The organism is Escherichia sp. KCJ4928 (assembly GCF_004352695.1).
Lineage (GTDB): Bacteria > Pseudomonadota > Gammaproteobacteria > Enterobacterales > Enterobacteriaceae > ECMA0423.
In genome coordinates, this window is record NZ_SJWV01000753.1 from 1 (window position 1) to 257 (window position 257).

Here is a 257-nt window from a genome sequence, read left to right on the forward strand (position 1 = left end):
ATAACCTCCTGACCACCGTCAGGGTACAGGGCGGTCAGGGACAGGTGTTTATTGTTCAGTGTTGCAGTGTAGCGGATGGTCATTGTGCTTTTTCCTTGTCGGCGGGATGCCGGGTTTCAGTGGTTTCAGTGGTTTCAGTGGTTTCGGTGGTTTCACCAGTATCTGAGCCTTCATCGTTATCATGGCGGCGTGGTATCACGTCATCCGTGAGTGACCAGCGGGTCCTTATCTGACGTCTGCGATCGCGGTCTGGCTGA

At 54.1% G+C, this 257-nt stretch carries 1 pseudogene; it reads right to left on the minus strand.

From position 1 onward, the window contains the following. Window positions 1–79: 79 nt before the first annotated feature. Window positions 80–257, minus strand: a pseudogene (locus E0D98_RS26610) (conjugal transfer protein TrbA); the annotation flags it as partial.